Consider the following 17,581-nt stretch of genomic DNA (forward strand, 5'->3'; position numbering starts at 1 on the left):
GCACCCATTGTTAATTTCAGTTTGCCAGTAGGAGTTCCCAGCATGTCGATCAACGTCGAAGACTATTTCGCGCGCGATACCTTCAACAAAATGAAGGCGTTTGCCGACAAACAAGAAACCCCGTTCGTGGTGATCGACACCGCGATGATCAGCCAGGCCTATGACGACCTGCGCGCCGGTTTCGAATTCGCCAAGGTCTACTACGCGGTCAAGGCCAACCCAGCCGTCGAAATCATCGACCTGCTCAAAGAGAAAGGCTCGAACTTCGACATCGCGTCGATCTACGAGCTCGACAAAGTGATGAACCAGGGCGTTGGCCCGGATCGCATCAGCTACGGCAACACCATCAAGAAATCCAAGGACATCCGCTACTTCTATGACAAGGGCGTGCGTCTGTATGCCACCGACTCCGAAGCAGACCTGCGCAACATTGCCAAGGCTGCGCCGGGTTCGAAAGTCTACGTGCGCATCCTCACCGAAGGCTCGACCACGGCTGACTGGCCTTTGTCGCGCAAATTCGGCTGCCAGACCGACATGGCCATGGACCTGCTGATCCTCGCCCGCGACCTGGGCCTGGTGCCTTACGGCATCTCGTTCCACGTCGGTTCACAACAGCGCGACATCAGCGTCTGGGACGCGGCGATCGCCAAGGTCAAAGTGATCTTCGAACGCCTGAAAGAAGAAGACGGCATCCACCTCAAGCTGATCAACATGGGCGGCGGCTTCCCGGCCAACTACATCACTCGCACCAACAGCCTGGAAACCTACGCCGAAGAAATCATCCGTTTCCTCAAGGAAGACTTCGGTGATGACCTGCCGGAAATCATCCTGGAGCCAGGCCGTTCGTTGATCGCCAACGCCGGCATCCTGGTCAGTGAAGTGGTGCTGGTGGCGCGTAAATCCCGTACCGCCGTCGAGCGTTGGGTTTATACGGATGTGGGCAAGTTCTCCGGCCTGATCGAAACCATGGACGAAGCGATCAAGTTCCCGATCTGGACCGAGAAGAAAGGCGAGATGGAAGAAGTGGTCATCGCCGGCCCAACCTGCGACAGCGCCGACATCATGTATGAGAACTACAAGTACGGTTTGCCGTTGAACCTGGCGATTGGTGATCGTCTGTACTGGCTGTCGACCGGTGCCTACACCACCAGTTACAGCGCGGTTGAATTCAATGGCTTCCCGCCGTTGAAATCGTTTTACCTGTAAGCGCTAAAGCGACAATCAAAAAGCCCATGACGTGTCATGGGCTTTTTTGTGTCTGAAAACTTCTCCCCCGGCACTCTACAGCGCTTGCAGGGGGACGAGCTCCCGCTCAAGGTCGGCGCAGCGCTGAGCGTAATCGGTAGCCAATTCGCGAACTTGCCCGTTCTGCGCAGTCAACAACGTCTGACTCGCCACCCGCAGGAAATTTATATTTCCGCCGTCCCGCGCCTTGCGTAACCAACCCAGCGCTTCTTCGATATGCCCCTCGTCGGCCAGCACAGCGGCATGACTGAACTGCCCACGAAAATCACCACCGACCGCCGAGCGTCGATACCACTCACGCGCAGCTTGCGGATCCGCCGGACAGCCCCGTCCTTCTTCCAGATAACGACCGAACAGGTTCATCGACTTCGCATGGCCCAGTTCTGCGGCGCGACGATAAAAACTCAGCGCTTGCACCTGATCCTCCATCACACCTCGCCCGGTCGCCAGCAGATTGGCGTAGTTGTACATCGCCCAATCCAGCCCGGCGTCGGCGGCGATTCGATAATGCTGCGCGGCAACCGAAGCGTCCGCCGTACACCCCCAGCCATGCTCATGACAACGACCGAGCATGTTGCGCGCCATCAGATGCCCGCGCCGGGCGGCAATCCCGAACCAGCGCACGGCCAGCGGCTGGTCCTGCCCGATGCCATTCCCGTCCAGCAGAATCTGCCCGAGCAAGGCTTGAGCATCGAGAATGTTTTCACGGGCAGCGATCAGAATCGCCTGGGCTGCACGAGCGGAGCTTTCTTCCAGCATGGCTTTGAGGGAATCACCGTCGAGGACTTCCTCGCGGCGCAATTGGAAACTCATACGTCGACCCAACGACGCAACAGGTTGTGATATGTGCCCGTGAGGCGGATCAACGACGGGTGATCGGGCATGTCCTGAGTCAATTGCTGGATCGCCCCGTCCATCTCGAACAGCAACGCGCGCTGACTGTCTTCGCGCACCAGGCTTTGGGTCCAGAAGAACGACGCATAGCGGGTGCCGCGGGTGACGGCGTTGACCTTGTGCAGGCTGGTGCCGGGATACAAAACCATGTCGCCGGCCGGCAATTTCACGCGCTGGGTGCCGAAGGTGTCCTGGATTTCCAGTTCGCCGCCGTCATAGTCCCCCGGTTCGCTGAAAAACAGCGTCGCCGACAGGTCGGTGCGGACCCGCTCGATACCGCCCTTGGGCTGACGCACGGCGTTGTCGATATGGAAGTCGAAACTGCCGCCCGCCGTGTAACAGTTCAGCAACGGAGGAAACACTTTGTGCGGTAAAGCCGCGGACATGAACAGCGGATTTTTCCACAGCCGCTCAAGCATCGCCGCCCCCACTTCCTTGGCCAGAGGATGACCTTCAGGCAGCTGCAGGTTGTGCTTGGCTTTGGCCGACTGGTAGCCGGCGGTGATTTTGCCATCGGCCCAATCCGCCTGCTCCAGAGCCTCGCGGATGCGCTGCACTTCTTCTTTCGCGAACACGCCGGGAATGTGCAGCAGCATGGGAGGACACCTGGAGGTAAAGAGGCGGCAATGGTATTGATTCTTATTGACTGTGTAAAACCCCCACGACGAACCAATCATCAAAAACCGTAAGGTCAAATTGTAAAGAATGTAAATTCCTCGCGAATAGTAACGTTTCGCAATTGATACAAATACGCGTCTACCCTATATTCCGCGGCCTCAAATCCTTGGGGAGGGGAATTCACATGTCACGCCAACACTCACATTTACCGGTCAGTTCACCGCGTTTACTCGCGTCTGCAATTGGCGTGGCGATCACGGCCGGTTCTGCCGGCCACATGGTTTTCGCAGCCGAAAAGGCCGACGAAAAAGCGCCGGGCAATGCGATTTCCCTGGGGGCGACCTCCATCACTGGCGAAGCCCAGGATGCGACTTCCTACAACGTTGAAAAAGCCTCCTCGCCCAAGTACACCGCACCGCTGGTGGACACACCGCGCTCGGTCACCGTCATCCCGCAGCAAGTGCTCAAGGACACCGGAGCCCTCAATATGCAGGATGCGCTGCGCACCGTTCCGGGCATCACCTTTGGTGCCGGTGAAGGTGGAAACCCACAAGGCGATCGTCCGTTCATTCGTGGTTTCGACGCTCAGGGCGACACCTATCTGGACGGTGTGCGTGACACCGGTTCGCAGAGCCGCGAGATCTTCGCCGTAGAGTCCATCGAAGTCAGCAAAGGTCCGAACTCGGCCATTGGCGGCCGTGGCGCGGCGGGCGGCAGCATTAACCTGGTGAGCAAAAAGGCCCACTTGGGCGACTCGTTCGACGGTGGTTTTACCTGGGGTTCGGACCAGACCCAGCGTTACACCCTGGACGGCAACTACCAGTTCACCGACACCGCCGCTGGCCGTCTGAACCTGATGAGCCACGAAAGCAATGTCGCCGGCCGTGACAGCGTCGATTACGACCGCTGGGGCATCGCGCCGTCGCTGGCATTCGGCCTGGGCACCGACACCCGGGTCAACCTCGATTACTACCATCTGGAAAGCAACGACACGCCAGACTCGGGCATTCCGTACACCATCCCTGTCGCAGGTTCCGCCGCCCGCACCAAGTCGAGTCCGGACAAGCCGTTCGCCGGCGGCGATCACAGCAACTTCTACGGGCTGGATCGCGATTTCCGCAAGGGCCGCACCGACACGGCAACCTTTGCCATCGAGCACGACCTGAGCGATGCGCTGACCGTCAAGAACACCCTGCGCCACGGCAGCAGCATGCAGGATTACATCCTGACCCAGCCGGACGACAGCAAGGGCAACGTGAACAACGGCAGCGTCTGGCGCCGGGCCAACACTCGCGTGAGCAACACCGAGACCACCACGAACCAGACCGATCTGTTTGGTGACGTCTACATTGCGGGCTTCAAAAACAGCTTCGCCACCGGCATCGAGCTGAGCCGCGAGGAAAGCCAGAAATCCTCGTACAACGTCAACGTCGACACCACCCCTCGAACCGCGGCGTCGACCACCAACTGCTCGCCGGCACTGATCGGCGCGCCAAGCGGCTACAACTGCACCTCGCTGGCCAACCCGAACCCGAACGACCCATGGAACGGTGCGATCTCGCGGAACTACGCCGGCACTGATACCGAGTCCGATACCTACGCGCTGTATGTGTTCGACACCCTCGAGTTGTCCGAGCAATGGCTGGTGAACATGGGCCTGCGTTACGACCATTTCGACACCAAATACAAAACCTACAACGCGTCCAGCGTGACCACGTCCAAAGGGGATGACGTCAGCGAGTTCGTGACCGGCCAGTTCGGCGTGGTCTACAAACCGGCCGAAAACGGCAGCATCTACGCGTCCTACGCCACCTCCGCCACGCCACCGGGCAACACGTTGGGCGAAGGTCAGGAAGGCAACCCGTTGGGCGGCACGCCGGATCGCAACGGCAATCTGCTGAGCAGCGACATGGAGCCGGAAACCACCAAGAACTACGAAATCGGCACCAAGTGGGACTTGCTGAACGATCGCCTGTCGTTGACCGCCGATATCTTCCGCACCGAGAAAGACAACGCCCGCGTCCAGGTCGACACCACGTCCTATGAAAACGCCGGTAAAACCCGCGTGCAGGGCATCGAATTGTCGGCCAGCGGCAAGATCACCGAAAAATGGCAAGTCTTCGCCGGTTACGCCTACATGGACAGCGAGCAAATAGACGGCGGCCCGCTGGGTAAAGCCAACGATGGCAACGAACTGCCGAACACCCCGAAAAACAGTGCCAGCCTGTGGACGACCTATCAGGTCACGCCGAAGCTGACCATCGGTGGTGGTGCGTTCTATGTCGACGACGTCTTCGGCAGCGTGGCCAACACCACCATGGTCGAGTCCTATGTTCGTTACGACGCAATGGCTGCCTACAAGTTGAGCAAAAACGTCGACCTGCAACTGAACGTGCAGAACCTGACCGACGAAACCTACTACGACAAAGCCTTCTCGACCCACTTCGCCAACCAGGCGGCTGGCCGCACGGCATTGCTGAGCACCAACTTCCCACTTCTGATCAATGTAGGAGCGAGCCTGCTCGCGAATGGATGGTTGCCGCACCTCATCTGTGGCGACGGCTACAGCCTTCGCGAGCAGGCTCGCTCCCACATAAAGCAGCCGGCGATATAAGGTCAGGCCCCGTTCATCTGCATGAACGGGGCTTTTGTACGTAAAAAAGAATGTTTCTCAGCAACCCACGGCATAATGCGCGCCGTGATGATTATTTCGAACGAACAAGGCGAGCGACGTGTTGAAGAAAACCCTGTTCCAGTTGCACTGGTTTTTCGGCATCAGTGCCGGGCTGGTCCTGGCCCTGATGGGCATCACCGGGGCGATGGTGTCGTTTGAGGATGAAATCCTCAGCGTGCTCAATCCTTCTGTGCTGCAGGTCGAGAAGCAGGTTGCCGGCGTCCTGCCGCCCGCCGAACTGGTGGAAAAAATCGAGGGCGCCTCCGGCAAGAAAGTCGCGATGCTCTGGGTCGAGACCGACAGCGGCAACGCCGCGCGGGTGAGTTTCACCCCGCCACCGGGCGAACGCCGGGGCGAGATGCGCTACTTCGATCCGTACACCGCCCAGTTCATGGGTGAAGCCACCGGTCAGGACTTCTTCGGCCTGATGCTGCAACTGCACCGCTTCCTCGCCATGGGCGATACCGGGCGGCAGATCACCGGGGCCTGTACGCTGATCCTGGTATTTTTCTGCCTGTCCGGCCTGTACCTGCGCTGGCCGCGCCAATGGAAAAACTGGCGCGCCTGGCTGACCCTCGACTGGAAGAAAAAGGGCCGCAGTTTCAACTGGGACCTGCACTCGGTGGCCGGTACCTGGTGCCTGGTGTTTTACCTCCTGTCAGCGCTGACCGGGTTGTCCTGGTCCTATGAGTGGTACAACAAGGGCTTGACCCAATTGCTGTCCGACTCTCCGCAGAACGAGCGCGTGCGCGGCGGTCGAGGTCCTGCCCCAAGCGGCCCGGCGCCCACCGCCGATTACGCCGCCATGTGGAGCAGCATCTACAGCGCCGCAGGTCCGGCACTTAGTGCCTACAACATCCGCATGCCGCCCGTGGCCGGCCAACCGGCGACGGTCTTCTACCTGTTGAACTCCTCGCCCCATGACCGTGCGCTGAACCAGATCAGCCTCGATCCGGCCACCGGCCTCGTCAAACGGCATGACCGTTACAGTGACAAGAGCCTCAAGGCACAACTGCTGACCAGCATTTACGCGCTGCACGTGGGCAGTTACTTCGGCATCGTCGGGCGGATCATCCTGACCCTCACCGCGCTGAGCATGCCGCTGTTCTTTGTCACTGGCTGGTTGTTGTACCTGGACCGTCGCCGCAAGAAAAAGCAGATCAAGGACGCCCGCAAAAACTTCGCGCAAACGGGCAACAATGCGCCAGCCTGGTTGATCGGCTTCGCCAGCCAAAGCGGCTTTGCCGAGCAACTGGCGTGGCAAACTGCCGGGCAATTGCAGGCGGCCGGCCTGCCGGTAAAAGTCCAACCCTTGGCGAATGTCAGCGAACAGGATTTGCGTGAATCCAGCAATGCGCTGTTCGTAGTCAGCACCTTCGGCGACGGCGAAGCGCCGGACAGCGCCCGCGGTTTCGAACGCAAGGTGCTGGGCCAGGCGTCGAACCTGGAAAGCCTGAACTACGCGGTATTGGGTCTCGGTGATCGCCAATATCACCACTTCTGCGGCTTCGCCCGACGCTTGCACACCTGGCTTGGCGAGCATGGCGGCAAGACGTTGTTCGCCCCAGTGGAAGTCGACAGCGGCGACCCTTACGCCTTGCGTCACTGGCAGCAGCAACTCGGCCTGTTGACCGGGCAAGCACCGGTCGACACCTGGCAGGCGCCGAGCTACGACAACTGGACCCTGACCCGCCGCGAGTTGATGAACCCGGACAGCAGCGGTTCACCGGTGTACTTGCTGGGCCTCACCGCACCGACCACCAGCAGTTGGCTGGCGGGGGATCTGGTGGAAGTCCTGCCCCGCAATTGCCCGTGGGCAATCGAGCATTTCCTTGATGGCCTGGGTATTGAAGGCCGGGCGATGGTGACCTTCAGTGGCTTGTCGCAACCGCTGGAGCACGCCCTCGCCAGCCGACAACTGCCAGAAAACAGAACCCATCTGGTCGGCCTGCACGCTCAGGCACTGGTCGATGCGCTGGTGCCGTTGGCCATGCGCGAATACTCCATTGCTTCGATTGCGGCTGACGGCATTCTGGAACTGATCGTGCGCCAGGAAATGCACACCGATGGCAGCCTGGGCATCGGCTCCGGCTGGCTGACCGAACACGCGCCGGTGGGTGGCACCATCAGCCTGCGAGTGCGGCGTAACAGCGGGTTCCATCTACCGACCGAGCCGGTGCCGATGATCCTGCTGGGCAATGGCACCGGGCTGGCTGGACTGCGCAGTTTGCTCAAGGCACGCATTGCCGATGGGCAGCAACGGCATTGGCTGCTGTTCGGTGAGCGTCATCGGGAATACGACTATCTGTGCCGCGATGAGCTTGAGGAATGGCTGACTTCAGGCGATCTGGAGCGACTGGACCTGGCGTTCTCGCGGGATCAGGCCGAGAAGATTTATGTGCAGGATCGGCTGCGTGAGTCGGCCGATCTATTGAAGCAATGGCTGGCTGACGGCGCCGTGATTTACATCTGCGGGAGCTTGCAGGGGATGGCTTCAGGCGTGGATCACGTACTCAACGAAGTGCTCGGGATTGCAGAAGTCGACCGCCTCATCGAGCAGGGCCGCTACCGCCGCGACGTCTACTGAACCACCACAATCCCTGTGGGAGCGAGCCTGCTCGCGAAAGCGGTGGGTCAGACAACGACGCTGTTGAATGTGAAGCCGCATTCGCGAGCAGGCTCGCTCCCACATTGGTTGTGTGTTGTTGGTGGAAACGGTCAGGCTGGCTGAAGCTTGCGCTCAAACACCGCCACCCCATCCAGATCCCGCAACACCACACTCATCTCCCCCGTCTGCCCATCGATATTCACCTCGCCAAAAAACTGGAACCCGGCAAACGGCGAGGTGTTCTGCGCCGGTGGTGCTTTCTCGAAAACCACCTCGGGCCCGAAGGTCTTGTCCAGCGGATTGGGTCCGAAGCTCCCGGCATTCAACGGCCCGGCCACAAATTCCCAGAACGGTTCGAAGTCCTGGAATGCGGCGCGGTCCGGGTGGTAATGGTGGGCTGCGCAGTAATGCACATCGGCCGTCAGGAACACGTAATTGCGCACCTGCTGCGCCCGTAAAAAGCCCAAGAGTTCAGCGATTTCCAGTTCACGTCCCTGGGCCGGTCCGGGATCACCGTTGGCCACTGCTTCCCAGCGCGCGACACCGGGGCTGACTTCTCCGTCGGGGACGCCGAGGCCGATCGGCATGTCGGCGGCGATGACCTTCCATTGAGCACTGGAGGCTTTTAACGAAGCCTTGAGCCAGTCGAGTTGCTCACGACCGAGAAACGGTTTGGCAGTGCCGAGGTTGTCGTCATTGGCTTCGCGATAGCTGCGCATGTCCAGCACGAACACATCCAGCATCGGCCCATAACCGAGCTTGCGATAAATCCGCCCGCCGCCATCGGCGCTCTGCAAACGCATGGGCGCATATTCGAGCCAGGCCTGGCGGGCGCGACCGACCAGGCTGTGGATATCTTTGCTCTTGTAGCGCTCATCCAATTGCTTGCCCGGTGACCAGTTGTTCACCACTTCGTGGTCATCCCACTGCCAGATCTGCGGGACTTCGGCGTTGAAGCGACGGATGTTCTCGTCCATCAGGTTGTAGCGGTAGTTACCGCGATAATCGTCGAGTGTCTCGGCGACCTTGCTCTTGGCTTCGCTGGTGATATTGCGCCACACCCGGCCGCTTTCGGTGGCCAGTTGCGCCGGCACCGGGCCGTCAGCGTAGATGGTGTCGCCGCTGTGGATAAAGAAGTCGGGCAGGCGCAGACGCATGGCTTCGTAGATGCGCATGCCGCCAATGTCCGGATTGATGCCGAAGCCTTGGCCAACGGTGTCGCCGCTCCAGACAAAACGGAGGTCGCGCCGGGTTTGCGGCACGCTGCGCAAATGACCGAACCAGGGTTCGCTGGTGACACCGCTTTGGGCGTCTTCGAAATACACGCGATAGAAAATCGCCTGATCGGCCGGCAGCCCCGTGAGCTCGACCCGTGCGGTGAAATCGCTACGCGCATCGGCCAATGGCGAGACGAATCGGCGTGGGTTGCCAAACAGGCTGCGGGTGTCCCATTCGACCACCATCCGCGCCGGTCGGTCGCTGCGGCTCCAGATCATCGCCCGATCGCCCATCAGATCGCCGGACTGCACGCCATCGGTGAGCTGCGGACGGTCCTTGACCGAGGCGATGACGGCCGGCGCCAGCCCTGGAAGCAATAGCCCGGCGCCGACGGCTTGCATGACACGGCGACGGCCGAGGTCGAATTCGCTCATGGTGTTCTCCCTGAAAAGGAAAACTAAAGCACGTGCGCATGAAACCGGTGTGACACCGCCCCCCCTGTAGGAGCGAGGCTTGCCCGCGAAGGCGATCTGACAGACACCTATTTGTTGAATGTTAAACCGTCTTCGCGGGCAAGCCTCGCTCCTACAACGTGGTGTCAGGCTTTGGCGGGTTCGAGTGCCATCTCAACAGCTTCCGGCCGCTTGAGCAGCGCATACGCCACCGCCGTCAGCAGGCTCCCCGCCACAATCGCCAGCAGATACAACAGCGCATGGTTGATCGCATTCGGGATCGCCAACACAAACAACCCACCGTGCGGCGCCATCAGTTTGCAGCCGAAATACATCGACAACGCACCGGTCAGCGCGCCACCGGCAATGCTCGCCGGAATCACTCGCAACGGGTCTTTGGCGGCAAACGGAATCGCCCCTTCGGAGATGAAACACAGCCCCAATACCAGCGCCGCTTTACCGGCCTCGCGCTCGGTCTGGGCAAATTTGCGCCGTGCGATAAACGTGGCGATGCCCAAGCCAATCGGCGGCACCATACCGGCGGCCATGGTCGCGGCCATCGGGGCATAACTTTGCGAGGCCAGCAGCCCCACCGAGAACGCATACGCGGCTTTGTTGATCGGCCCGCCAAGGTCGACGCACATCATCCCGCCGAGCAGCACACCGAGCAGAATCGCGTTGGTGGTGCCCATGCTGTCGAGGAAGTGCGTGAGCCCTTCGAGCATCCCCGCCACCGGTTTGCCGACGATGTAAATCATCACCAGGCCGGTGAACAGGCTCGCCAGCAACGGGATGATCAGAATCGGTTTCAGTGCTTCAAGACTTTGCGGCAAGCGCGCATAACGATTGATCGCCTGCGCCGCATAACCGGCAATGAAACCGGCAATGATCCCGCCGATAAAACCGGCACCGAGGGTGCTCGCCAGCAGGCCACCGATCATCCCCGGCGCCAGGCCCGGACGGTCGGCGATCGAGTAGGCGATGTAACCCGCCAGCAGCGGCACCATCAACTTGAACGCGGTCTCGCCACCGATCTGCATCAGTGCGGCGGCGAGTGTGCCTTCCTCCTTGAATGCGGAAATGCCGAACACGAACGACAAGGCGATCATCAGACCGCCCGCCACCACCATCGGCAGCATGAACGACACGCCCGTCAGCAGGTGTTTATAGACGCCGGTCTTCTCTTGTTTGGCCGGGCCTTTGGCACCGGTCGACGCGGTTTCCTGCTTGCCTTCGGCCAGCGCTTTATTCAGCGTCGCCTCGGCTTGCTTCAACGCAATGCCAGTACCGCAACGGTAGATTTTCTTGCCGGCAAAACGCTCGGTGGCGACTTCGATATCGCACGCCAGCAGCACCACATCGGCATCGGCAATCGCCGCAGCGCTGAGTGGATTGCGCGCACCGACCGAGCCTTGGGTTTCCACTTGCAGGTCATAGCCCAGACGCTTGGCTGCTTGCTGCAAGGCTTCGGCTGCCATGAACGTGTGAGCGACACCGGTCGGACACGCCGTGATCGCCACCAGGCGTGGCGCGTTTTGAACGGTGGTAGCAGGTTGCTCGACAGCTTCGGGCGCGACATACACCTGAGCTTCTTCAGCCCCGCGTCGTAGCACCGCTTCGACATCCTGCAGGGCATGCGCGGGCGTGCTCTGGAACACTTTCTTGCCGACGAATCGCGACATCTCCACCGGCGCACTGGTGACCAGTAGCACCCACTCGGCCGCTTCAATCGTGGCAGCCGACAGCTGACGTTCCGGATGCGCGGCATCGACCACTTCGACGCTGGTGCTCCAGCCCTGACGCTGGGCCGCTGCATCGAGCAAACGGGCGCACAGCACACTGGTGACCATGCCGTTCGGGCAGGCCGTAACAATGGCTAGTTTCATGACAAACCCTCTTATTGTTCTGTCAGGGTGCGGATGCGCACGCCCTGTTCGAGCCGCGCCAACTGCGCGACATCGCCAATTCCGAAACCGATCTGCGTGACCGCCATCGCGGCGATTGCCGTGGCGGTGCGCAGGGTCTGTTCAGGCGTGTCGGCACTGAGCAAACCGTGGAGCATGCCGGCCAGCAACGAATCGCCCGCGCCCACGGTGCTGACGACACTGACCTTGGGCGGCGTGGCGTGCATCGCCGAGCCGACACTGAACCAGTTCACGCCATCGGCCCCGTGGGAGATCACCACATGCTCGATGCCTTGAGCGTGCAAACGGCTCGCCGCTTCGGCTTGTGCCGCCACCGATATCACCTCGCAGCCCAGCGCGTCGGCTAACTCTTCAGTGTTCGGTTTGATCAGCCACGGGCCGGCCTTGAGCGCTGCACGCAAGGCTTCGCCGCTGCTGTCGAGGGCAACGTTCAGACCGAGGTTTTTCAAACGCTCAATCAACGCCTGCAACCACTGAGGACTGATCCCTTGCGGCAGGCTGCCGGCCACCACGACCGCGTCATGACCGGGCGCAATCTGCTCGAGTCGATCCAGCAGCGCCTGCTGAGCCGTCGCATTGACCATCGGCCCCGGACCGTTGATGTCGGTGATCCGCCCATCGTTTTCCGCCAGTTTGATGTTGCTGCGCGTCTCACCGGGCACCCGGATGAACGCATCGACAAAACCGCGTTTGGCGAACAGGGTTTCGAACGCTTGAAGGTTGTCCTCACCGAGGAAACCGCTGACCGTCAGCTGATGGCCGAGGTCGGCGAGCACCTGCGCCACGTTCACGCCTTTACCGGCGGCGTGGGTGTGCATTTCGTCGCTGCGATTGACTTGGCCGGGCTCGAGGCGCGGCAACTGCACCGTCAAGTCCAGCGCCGGGTTGAGCGTCAGGGTCAGGATTTTGGCCATTACAGGGCCTCCACTAATGCGCGCACTTCATTGGCGCTGCCCACGGCCAGGGCCTGTTGGGCGAGAATTCTGGTTTGGCTGAGGCTGAGTTCGCGGATGCGTGCCTTGACCTCGGCAATGCTGCGACCGGACACGCTGAGTTCGTCCACGCCGAGACCGACCAGCACCGGCACCGCCAGCGGATCGGCTGCCAGCTCGCCGCACACGCCGACCCACTTGCCGTTGGCATGGGCCGCGCGCACGGTGATGTCGATCAGTTGCAGCACCGCCGGGTGCAAGCCGTCAGCCTGGGCTGACAAGGTTGGATGCCCCCGGTCGATGGCCAGGGTGTATTGAGTCAGGTCATTGGTGCCGACGCTGAAGAAGTCGACTTCCTTGGCAAGCACCGGCGCCAGCAAGGCCGCCGATGGCACCTCGATCATGATCCCCAGTTGCAGATCAGCCACCGGGATTTCCAGACGCAGACGCTCGGTCATGTCCCGCGCCTGGCGCCACTCATCGACGCTGCCGACCATCGGGAACATGATCCGCAACGGACGGTTGTCCGCTGCACGGAGCAAGGCGCGCAATTGCGCTTCCATGATCTGCGGACGCTGCAAGGTCAGGCGAATGCCACGCACGCCGAGGAACGGGTTTTCTTCTTTCGCAATCGGCCAGTACGGCAGTGGTTTATCGCCACCGACATCGAGGGTGCGAACCACCAGGGGACGACCGGCCAGGCCGTCGAGGACGCGGCGGTATTCGACTTCCTGGGTGGCCTCGTCCGGCGCCTGGGAATGGGCCATGAAAATCAGTTCAGTGCGCAGCAAGCCGATGCCTTCGGCACCCTGCTCCACCGCGCTGGTCACGCCGGCACTTTCGCCGATGTTGGCGAACACTTCGACCGCATGGCCGTCGGTGGTCAGCGCCGGTTGATGGCGTTGTTCGGCGGCGGCTTTCAGGCGTTGTTCGCGGGTGTCGCGTTCTTCAGTGGCGCGCTGCAAGGTTGCCGCGTCGGCGTCCACATGCAGGCGACCGCGCTGACCATCAATCAGCAACGGCGTGCCCGGCGCCAGCAGCAACACCGCCGCACCGGCGCCGACCAAGGCCGGAATGCCCAGCGCCCGGGCGACAATCGCGCTGTGAGCGGTCGCGCCGCCACGGGCCGTGAGAATGCCGGCCACACGGGTCGGATCGAGACGGGCAACGTCGGACGGGCCGACTTCGTCCATCACCAGAATGTACGGCTGATCGGGTTCACTCGGGGTTTCGACGCCGCTGAGTTGCGCCAGCACCCGACGACCGATGTCGCGCAGGTCGGCAGCCCGTTCGGCGAGCAAGGCGTCCTGCAACGATTCCTGTTGTTTGGCCGCCGCTTCAATCACAGCCATCCACGCCGCTTCAGCGCTTTCGCCTTGCTTGAGGCGGGTGTCGACTTCATCGGTCAATTCCGGGTCGTCGAGCATTTCCTGGTGGGTGATGAAAATCTCGCGGATGGCTTTGGATTTGCTGCGTTCGATCAAGCCTTCGATGTCGCGGCGCACGTGCACCAAGCCCTGCTTGAGACGTTCACGCTCAATGGCGGCAGACTCGCCACGCAACGGGTATTCGATGGTTTGCAGCACTTGAATGTGCGCCGGGCCAATGGCGATGCCCGGTGCAGCGGCAATGGCCTGGACCAGACTGCCGGACGCTGGCGCCAGGAGCACTTCGGCGACATCGGCAAACACCTCGCGCTGCTGGCTCACGGCGGGCAACGGCTCGACGTCTTCACCGAGGCCTTCTTCGATGGCGGCCAGCAAGGCTGGCAAGGCATCGGCGGCGATGCTCGGTTCAGCGACGAACTCCAATACCTGACCGCGCCGGGCGCCGAGGCTGAGGAGTTTGCTCAAGCTCTTCACCGACACGGCGCTGTCCTGGCCATCGACGATGCGCACGCGGATTTCGCCTTCAAAACTTTTCGCCAACTGCGCGAGGATCTTCGCCGGGCGGGCATGCAAACCGTGGGCATTGGCCAAGGCAATACGTGCGCTCGGCCAGTCCGCCGGCAGTTCACCGCCCAGCACTTCAAGGACTTTACGGCTGCTGGTGGCGCGACCCAATTCATGGCCACGGCCTTCGATCAGCAGCGCACACAGGCGTTCGAGCAAAGCCTGATGCGCCTCGCCGAGGCTGGCCAGGCAGAACAGGCCACTGAGGGGCTGGCCGAGGTAGCGCATGGGCTTGTCCGGCGTGACGAACGCCAGGCCCGGACGCTTGACCGTTTGTTCGCTGTGCAGCCACCACAAGCCATCGCCCAGCGGCAGCGCTTCGACCTGTTGCAAGACGGCGGAGAACCCGTTACTCACGCAATCGGCCTGGCGCAGCAAACGCGCGCCGCGCCATACAAGTTCTTCGAAGTCATCGGCGGAGACACCAAGGCCGATCATTTGTGCATCCAGCGCCAGTTCCTGCGGTGCCCCTTGCAGCAGTTTCAATAAGGCTTCGGCGGAACTGGCGCGACGCAGGGCCTGGCCCAGGTCGGTTTCTCCGAGGGCACGGGTCAGCAGTTGCAGCAGTCGCAGGTGTTCATCGGATTTGGCGGCAATGCCGATCGCCAGGTAAACGATCTGGCCGTCGCCCCAGTCCACGCCCTCGGGGAATTGCATCAGCCGCACACCGGTGGAAAACACTTGGTCGCGGGTTTCCGGCGTACCGTGGGGGATGGCAATACCTTGACCGAGAAAGGTCGAGCCCTGGACTTCCCGCGCCTGCAAACCGGCGAGATAACCCTCGGCCACCAGGCCATCGGTGACCAGATGCCCGGCCAGTAATTGCAAGGCTTCGGACTTATCCATAGCCGACTGGCCCATGGATATCTGCTCTATGGTGAGCTCGAGCATGCTTTCTCCTTTTTGGCGTCTGTGGGCGCCAGGTATTGTTTTGGATGATTCCAGCTTAGGCGCTTCGTCATCATTTTTGGCGGTTTCACGGCAGAACCGGCCAAATGCGCTTATAACGTAGAAAATACGCTTGCTGAAACGTTTAATCTAGAATGATTGGCACGTTACTCGATTATGTCCCATCCTTGAAGTCCAACTTGTCGGAAGCGTTGCGACAATGGTCGTCTGCCCGAATCGGGTAGGATTGTCGAAAATGTCGGGGCAAGCTCGAACAAACAAGGAAATCCCGAGTTGAAACTCAGTGATATCGCACAGTTGGCCGGTGTGTCCGTTACCACCGCCAGTTATGTCATTAATGGCAAGGCCGAGCAGCAACGTATCAGCAGTGCCACCGTCGAGCGCGTTCGTGCGGTCGTCGAACAACATGGCTTCACGCCCAACCCTCAGGCGGCGGGGCTGCGCAGTCGGCACACCCGCACTTTGGGCTTCATTCTGCCGGACCTGGAAAACCCCAGTTACGCAAGAATCGCCAAACTGCTCGAGCAAGGCGCCCGGGCGCGCGGTTATCAATTGCTGATCGCCAGTTCCGACGATGCGCCGGACAGTGAGCGGCAATTGCTGCAACTGTTCCGCGCCCGGCGCTGTGATGCCTTGATCGTCGCCAGTTGCCTGCCGGCCGGTGATGACAGTTATCGTCTGTTGCAGGCCAAAGGCATTCCGATCATCGCCATCGACCGGGTGATGGAGCCCGAGCATTTCTGTTCGGTGATCAGCGATGATCGCGAGGCCAGCCTGCAACTGACCCGCAGTCTGCTCGACCCGCTGCCCAAGCAAATCGCGCTGATCGGTGCCCGCCCCGAGCTGAGCATCAGCCAGGAACGTGCCGCCGGGTTCAAGGAGGCGTTAAGCGGGTTCAAAGGCGACGTGCTGATCGAGCACGGCGAATCGTTCAGCCGTGAGTGCGGCAAGCAGTTGATGGAGGAATTGTTGCAGCGCCTGGGGCATTTGCCGGATGCGCTGGTGACCACGTCTTACGTGCTGCTTCAAGGCGTGTTCGATGCCTTGCACGACTTCCCGCTGAAAACCCGTCCGCTGCGCCTAGGCACCTTCGGCGACACGCAGTTGCTGGACTTCTTGCCGCTGCCGGTCAATGCCATGGCCCAGCAGCATCAGTTGATTGCCGACAAGGCGCTGGCGCTGGCGCTGGCCGCCATCGAGCAGTCCGACTACCAACCCGGCGTGCAAGCCATCGCGCGGACCTTCAAGCAGCGTATTCGCCAGGACTGAACCGTGGAGCTGATTGACAGCCACACTCATCTGGATTTTCCGGACTTCGACGAGGACCGCACGGCGCTGCTCGCCGAAAGCCGCGCCCTCGGGGTACGGCGAATGGTGGTGCTGGGGGTTTATCAGGGCAATTGGCAGCGGGTCTGGGACCTGGTGCAAAGCGATCCCGACCTGCATGCGGCGCTCGGTTTGCACCCGGTGTACCTGGACCAGCATCGCCCTGACGATTTACTCGAACTCGGTGACTGGCTGACCCGCCTGGCGGGTCATCGGCAATTGTGTGCCGTGGGCGAGATCGGTCTGGATTACTTCATCGAAACCCTCGACCGTGAGCGCCAGCAGGCCTTGTTCGACGCGCAACTGCAACTGGCGGTGGACTTCAATCTTCCGGCGCTGATTCATGTGCGGCGCAGCCATGCCGCGGTGATTGCCACGCTCAAACGGTTTCGATTGAAACGCGCGGGCATCATTCATGCCTTCGCCGGCAGCAAGGAAGAGGCGCGCGAATACATCAAGCTCGGTTTCAAACTGGGCCTGGGCGGCGCCGCGACCTGGCCGCAGGCGCTGCGCATGCACCGCGTCTTCGCTGACCTGCCCCTGGAATCAGTGGTGCTGGAAACCGATTCACCGGACATGGCGCCCGCCATGTTTCCCGGTCAACGCAACAGCCCGGCGCACCTGCCGGCGATTTGCTCGGCGCTGGCCGGCATCATGGCGATCAGCCCCGAGCGATTGGCGGCCGCGAGCACGGCCAATGCCTGCGAGTTGTTCAACTGGTAAATAAGCCCTGCACTAAAACCTGTGGGAGCTAGCCTGCTCGCGATAGCGGTGTGTCAGTCGACATCATTACTGACTGACGCACCCCTATCGCGAGCAGGCTCGCTC

General features: G+C 61.2%; 10 protein-coding genes and 1 pseudogene. 5 read left to right on the forward strand and 6 right to left on the reverse strand.

All coding sequences use genetic code 11. From position 1 onward, the window contains the following. Positions 1 to 42 precede the first annotated feature (42 nt). On the forward strand, positions 43 to 1,206 hold the full coding sequence (locus AB4N91_RS22590; protein WP_010463443.1) for a type III PLP-dependent enzyme: 1,164 nt from the start codon (positions 43 to 45) through the stop codon (positions 1,204 to 1,206). 75 nt (positions 1,207 to 1,281) lie between these two features. Here the strand turns inward: AB4N91_RS22590 and AB4N91_RS22595 are convergent, their stop codons facing one another. Both AB4N91_RS22595 and AB4N91_RS22600 read right to left on the reverse strand, forming a co-directional pair. Continuing rightward, positions 1,282 to 2,058, reverse strand: coding sequence for a tetratricopeptide repeat protein (locus AB4N91_RS22595; RefSeq protein ID WP_154911884.1), 777 nt, complete (start codon positions 2,056 to 2,058; stop codon positions 1,282 to 1,284). Beyond that, a complete protein-coding gene (locus tag AB4N91_RS22600; protein ID WP_077747399.1) occupies positions 2,055 to 2,735 on the reverse strand; it encodes a Fe2+-dependent dioxygenase in 681 nt (226 codons plus the stop codon). Before AB4N91_RS22600 ends, AB4N91_RS22595 begins: the two co-directional genes overlap by 4 nt. A gap of 206 nt (positions 2,736 to 2,941) precedes the next feature. Between AB4N91_RS22600 and AB4N91_RS22605 the strand changes: the two are divergent. Both AB4N91_RS22605 and AB4N91_RS22610 read left to right on the forward strand, forming a co-directional pair. After that, positions 2,942 to 5,248: pseudogene (locus AB4N91_RS22605) on the forward strand (TonB-dependent receptor); the annotation flags it as partial. A gap of 241 nt (positions 5,249 to 5,489) precedes the next feature. Next, the gene (locus AB4N91_RS22610; protein ID WP_154911886.1) at positions 5,490 to 8,018 is read left to right on the forward strand and encodes a PepSY domain-containing protein; all 2,529 of its coding nucleotides are present in this window, start codon (positions 5,490 to 5,492) and stop codon (positions 8,016 to 8,018) included. Between the two features lie 131 nt (positions 8,019 to 8,149). On the opposite strand, the gene AB4N91_RS22615 is transcribed toward AB4N91_RS22610, so the two are convergent. The 4 genes from AB4N91_RS22615 to ptsP form a co-directional block, all read right to left on the reverse strand. Further along, entirely contained in the window at positions 8,150 to 9,691 is a 1,542-nt protein-coding gene (locus tag AB4N91_RS22615; RefSeq protein ID WP_102593602.1) for an alkaline phosphatase D family protein, read from the reverse strand. A 164-nt stretch (positions 9,692 to 9,855) separates the two neighbouring features. After that, positions 9,856 to 11,595 carry a PTS fructose-like transporter subunit IIB gene (locus AB4N91_RS22620; protein WP_154503041.1) on the reverse strand — a complete coding sequence of 580 codons (1,740 nt, stop codon included), beginning with the start codon at positions 11,593 to 11,595 and terminating at the stop codon, positions 9,856 to 9,858. Positions 11,596 to 11,606: 11 nt separating this feature from the next. After that, complete coding sequence (gene pfkB, locus AB4N91_RS22625; protein ID WP_010463457.1) at positions 11,607 to 12,548, reverse strand: 1-phosphofructokinase; 942 nt, start codon at positions 12,546 to 12,548, stop codon at positions 11,607 to 11,609. After that, positions 12,548 to 15,409 (reverse strand): phosphoenolpyruvate--protein phosphotransferase, encoded by a 2,862-nt coding sequence (gene ptsP, locus AB4N91_RS22630; RefSeq protein ID WP_145309759.1) that lies wholly within the window; start codon positions 15,407 to 15,409, stop codon positions 12,548 to 12,550. Before ptsP ends, pfkB begins: the two co-directional genes overlap by 1 nt. Positions 15,410 to 15,700: 291 nt before the next feature. Here ptsP and cra point away from each other — a divergent pair, with 291 nt between their 5' ends. Together cra and AB4N91_RS22640 are read left to right on the forward strand one after the other, a co-directional pair. Next, positions 15,701 to 16,696, forward strand: coding sequence for a catabolite repressor/activator (cra, locus tag AB4N91_RS22635; protein WP_010463461.1), 996 nt, complete (start codon positions 15,701 to 15,703; stop codon positions 16,694 to 16,696). Between the two features lie 3 nt (positions 16,697 to 16,699). Further along, positions 16,700 to 17,476, forward strand: a complete 777-nt coding sequence (locus AB4N91_RS22640; protein ID WP_154911888.1) for a TatD family hydrolase — start codon at positions 16,700 to 16,702, stop codon at positions 17,474 to 17,476. Positions 17,477 to 17,581: the final 105 nt, after the last annotated feature.

The sequence above is a fragment of the Pseudomonas sp. H3_D04 genome (assembly GCF_054669175.1).

Bases quoted from the DNA above. Each gene is read 5' to 3' on its own strand.
- AB4N91_RS22620 (WP_154503041.1), bottom strand. From the start codon at position 11,595: ATGAAACTAGCCATTGTTACGGCCTGCCCGAACGGCATGGTCACCAGT.
- AB4N91_RS22615 (WP_102593602.1), bottom strand. From the start codon at position 9,691: ATGAGCGAATTCGACCTCGGCCGTCGCCGTGTCATGCAAGCCGTCGGC.
- AB4N91_RS22600 (WP_077747399.1), bottom strand. From the start codon at position 2,735: ATGCTGCTGCACATTCCCGGCGTGTTCGCGAAAGAAGAAGTGCAGCGC.
- ptsP (WP_145309759.1), bottom strand. From the start codon at position 15,409: ATGCTCGAGCTCACCATAGAGCAGATATCCATGGGCCAGTCGGCTATG.
- AB4N91_RS22590 (WP_010463443.1), top strand. From the start codon at position 43: ATGTCGATCAACGTCGAAGACTATTTCGCGCGCGATACCTTCAACAAA.
- pfkB (WP_010463457.1), bottom strand. From the start codon at position 12,548: ATGGCCAAAATCCTGACCCTGACGCTCAACCCGGCGCTGGACTTGACG.
- AB4N91_RS22595 (WP_154911884.1), bottom strand. From the start codon at position 2,058: ATGAGTTTCCAATTGCGCCGCGAGGAAGTCCTCGACGGTGATTCCCTC.